Source organism: Brachyspira catarrhinii (assembly GCF_005518285.1).
Taxonomy (GTDB): domain Bacteria; phylum Spirochaetota; class Brachyspiria; order Brachyspirales; family Brachyspiraceae; genus Brachyspira; species Brachyspira catarrhinii.
Genome location: NZ_SJDU01000186.1, coordinates 1 through 4,459, shown reverse-complemented (window position 1 = coordinate 4,459; position 4,459 = coordinate 1). Strand labels below are relative to the sequence as shown.

4 protein-coding genes are annotated in these 4,459 nt (G+C 32.5%); all 4 read left to right on the top strand.

The window, feature by feature from the left end; genetic code table 11:
- Nucleotides 1-353, top strand: a 353-nt coding sequence (locus EZH24_RS14075; RefSeq protein WP_161976116.1) for a hypothetical protein, incomplete at its 5' end; no start/stop codon positions are given.
- 208 nt (nt 354-561) lie between these two features.
- Entirely contained in the window at nt 562-1,248 is a 687-nt protein-coding gene (locus tag EZH24_RS07570) for a TetR/AcrR family transcriptional regulator (protein WP_137998511.1), read from the top strand.
- Between the two features lie 130 nt (nt 1,249-1,378).
- Nucleotides 1,379-2,800: a TolC family protein gene (locus EZH24_RS07565; RefSeq protein WP_137998512.1), complete on the top strand. Its 1,422-nt coding sequence runs from the start codon at nt 1,379-1,381 to the stop codon at nt 2,798-2,800.
- 84 nt (nt 2,801-2,884) lie between these two features.
- Nucleotides 2,885-4,459: efflux RND transporter permease subunit (locus EZH24_RS07560; protein WP_137998510.1), on the top strand; the 1,575-nt coding region annotated here is incomplete at its 3' end.

The following is a 4,459-nucleotide window of genomic DNA, read 5'->3' as shown; positions in this document are numbered from 1 at the left end:
TATTTCTTATCGTTTTATCAGTTTTAGTAGTCGCTTTTATTTCTTGTAAAGATAATAAAAGCACTGACCCAACAACATTTAAAGTTTCCTCTATCGTAGGAACTTGGACAAGCACATTAGATGCAGCCAATACTTTTACGGTAAGCGATGCTGGTGCTTTAAACATAACCGTTTATGGACTTACTATTCCTTATACTATCTCGGATTGGGCAAGCGTTAAAGATAGCGATGTTGGAGAATATAAAATAAGTTTAACCCAAGGAGGTTCAACTTATTATTTTACATTCAAAGATGCAAACAATTGTGAATTGTCAATGGAAGGACAAGCTGCAGTTGAACCGTTTACAAAATAATAAAATTTTAAATTAATAAAACTGATAAAAAACGATAAGATAAGAAAAAGGCATCGTATTTATTGCGATGTCTTTTTTTATTTTTACATATTGACAATATTTTTAATCTCGTATAGTATCAATCAAAATAAAAACGACATAGTTGTCATTTTTATTTAACCGTTTAGTAGTTTAACGGTTTTAATATTTAAAATTTAAGAGATATAAAATGCCTAAAGTAAGCAAAGAATATTTTGACAATAAAAGAAAAATAATATTGGACGCCGCTTTAAAAGTGTTCTCTAAAAAACCGTCATATACGGTTAGCATGAAAGATATAATAAAAGAATCCAAATTGAGTCAAGGAGGAGTTTATAAATATTATTCGAATATAGACGATATTATAATTTCTTTGATTAACAGAAATAAAATTTTGGTAAGTCCGAAAGATATTATAAAAGATAATTATAATAATCCTAAAAAAGTTATATTTGAATTCTTAAAAGAATTTACAAATTATTTTTTTGAAGCGACTAAAGAATGCGGAAAAATATTTTTTGAATTATATCCAATTCTTATTAACGATAAAAAGAGATTAAAAAGATATGCAAATAAAACTAATTCTATAACCAACCCGAATTATTGGTTTGAAGAATTATTCGATTATTTGGACGATAAAACGAAAACGAAATATTTTAATCCCGTTTCGAATTCTTCGTATATATATTTTCAAATAACGAGCATAATGAGAGGAATAGGAACGGAATTGATTTTAACAAAATATTATAATAAAAAAGGAGAATATAAAATTGATTTAGAGATGAAATTAGACGATTTGGCAGAATCCATTTATAAAACGATATTGTTTTTAATGGGAAGCAAAGAATTAAATAAAATTAAACGAATAAAAAATTAAAAAAGATTAAAAAACAGACAAAGGAGAATTAATGATAAAATCAAAAATTGAAAAATTAAAATTGATAAAATTTAAAACTTTAAAATTTCAATCTATAAAAATAGCGATATGTTTGTCGATATTTTTAAGCATGCATCTATACGGACAAACTAATTCCAACGCCACAAATACGGTAAGTTATTCGTCCTATATGGAAGCGATAAGAGATTTGATACCAGAAATGAAAATAAACGCCGTTGCGGAAACTAACGCCGAAATGAATCTTTTGAGCGCAAAAAGTTCGGGCGATGTAAATTTGACGGCGCAACTCGGAGCTATAGGAACTTACGGAGCTAACAGCACCGTATCGTCTATGGGAGGACAATCCGCCGAAGCTACGGGAATAAGAGCGGGAATAGGAGTCGGCAGTTTGATTCCTTACAGCGGAACGAGATGGTCGGTTAATTTGACGCATAATTCTTATTTGGACGGAAGAATATATTATGGAAACGGAGGAAGCGATAAATTTCAAAATTATTTACCTTCGCTTACGATAGAAGTTTCACAGCCTTTATTAAGAAATTTTTTCGGAGCTTTGGATAAATATCCCATAAAAAACGCCGAATATTCTCTAACGATTGCAAAACTTCAAAGACGATTGGACGACACTTCCGTATTGGCGTCTTATCAGAAAATTTACTATCAATGGATAATGTATGAAAAATTATTGTCGTATTATAGAAGCATGTATATCACTGCAAGAAATTTTGAAAATCAAATGAGAGCGAGATACCAAAACGGACTCATAGATAACGACTCCTATCAAAACGCCCGCGCTCAAACTATGGTTTATAGCGATTCTTACGCTCAAAATAGAGTTTATTTGGACAGTCTTTTAACGACAATAGCTTTCTTTATTCCCGATATAACGAATTATAGTCCCGACCATGCCGTTTGGGACGCATATCTTAATTTGGGAAGCAACATGCAAATGGAAAATGTCGCTTTCGGAGAGAGCGTAAACGGACAAATTGCCTATCAATCGAAACTTCAAGCCGAGTATGTTTTGGGAGCGATGAAAAGCGGAAATTTGCCCGATTTATCGATAGTCGGAAGCGTAAATTTAAGCGGAATAACTCCAAACACTTCGGGTTATTTCAAGTCTTTCGGAAGTATGACTAATGTCGATTTTTTTGCTGGATTTCAATTTTCTTATCCGATTGGAGACAGAGCGAATAAAGCGCAATATAAATTGGCGGAAAATTCTTTATACGGAATAATAGCTCAATACGAACAATTGGAAAAAGATTATAACACTCAACTAACGACTTATATATCGAGATTCAATGCCTATAAAAACTTGATAGCGAGCAAGATGGCGCAAATAAGAGCGATTAATTCAAGGATTGCCACTCAAATGCAGAAATTAGAGCAAGGACGAGTCGAAGTTGACGATTTGCTTACTTCGAGGCTTGAACTTGTGACTTCTCAAACGCAATTATTAAATTTGCAATACGAATTTATAACGACAATATTCGATTATAGGAGTTTGCTTGCGATAGATTCCGAATAAGAGATTTTAAGATAATTAAAAAAATAAAAGTAAAAAACAATTATGGAATATAGATTAAAAAAGATTAAAGGAGAAAATTAATAAATGGAAAAGATTATAGTATTTTTTGCCAAGAAAACGATGCTTGTCAATATAATAGTTATGGCGATTTTATTTGTCGGAGCTTATTCTTATTTCAATTTACAAAAAGAATCGTTTCCTTCTACAGATTTGGATATGATGCTTGTGGCGGTGACTTACCCAGGAGCTACGCCTTTGGATGTGGAACAAAACGCCGTTATACCTATAGAAGAGCAATTGCAAGGAATAGCGGGAATTGACGAATACCAAACCACTATAATTGAAAATATGGCTATAATATTGGTGACGCTTGACGAAAGCCTACCAAACAGACAACCCGTTAAAGATAAAATATTTAGGCAGATGCAAAATGTTCCCGATTTGTCTTCCGATGTTGACGAAGTGACAACTTACGATTTGAATCCCGCCAATATGTCGATTTATACTTTGGGAGTGCATTTCAAAGAAGGAATGGAAGGAGACGAGAGAGAATTATTCGATGTAAGCCAAAGACTCGAAAACGAACTTGTTAGATTGGACGGAGTTTCGGAAATAAGAATATCTGGAAGAACGGACCCAGAAGTTCATATATACGCGAATCCTATAAAACTTCAGCAAAATTATATTTCTTTAAGCGATATAGTTAATTCTTTAAGCATAAGAAATGTGAGAGCCACTGGAGGAGATATGGAAAACGGAGGAAGAGAACAAACCGTAGTAACTTACGGAGAATTTACGAATCCTCAAGAAGCGGAAAATGTAATCATAAGGTCCACTTTCAACGGGCAGAGAGTGAGAGTTAAAGATTTGGCTACGGTTAATATGGGATTTGAAGAAAAAGATGTTCTTATGAGAGTAAATAAGGCTTCGGGCTATTCTTTGGATATAGTAAAAAACGAAAACGCGGATATTATAAAAACAATCGAAGAGGTAAAAAAATATTTGGAAGAAAACGCCGATTTAGTTCCAGATAATATACAAATTACGGTTATGGGAGACAATTCGAGAACGATTAATTCTTTATTAAAAATAGTAACTTCAAATTTGATTCAAGGATTTATAATCATATTCATTGCCCTTATAATATTCTTGGATTTCAAAAGCGCGATATTTACGAGTCTTGGAATGCTTATAACTATGTTTTCTTGTTTAATATATATGAGAGCTACGGGAATAACATTCAATATTATGTCTTTAGCCGCCGTTATTACGGTTTTGGGAATGATAGTCGACAACTCAATCGTAGTTTCGGAAAACATATTTAATTTCAAGCAGTCTGGTTATAAAGGACTCGAAGCTACGCGTCTTGCGGTAAGCGATGTCGTTATGCCGATGATTGTGTCTACTTTGACTACCGTTGCGGCTTTCTTTCCTCTTCTTACAATAAGCGGTATGATGGGAAAAATAATAAATTTATTTCCAAAAATCGTTATATTCACATTATTAATTAGTTTGCTTCAGGCGACTCTTTTGCTTCCAAATCAATTGCAAGATAAAGAAGATAAATATAAAAACTATAAACCGAAGAAAAAGAAAAGTAGATTCAAAAATCCTCTCGACTTCGATAAAGATAAATTATTTGATAAAATGAAAATTCCT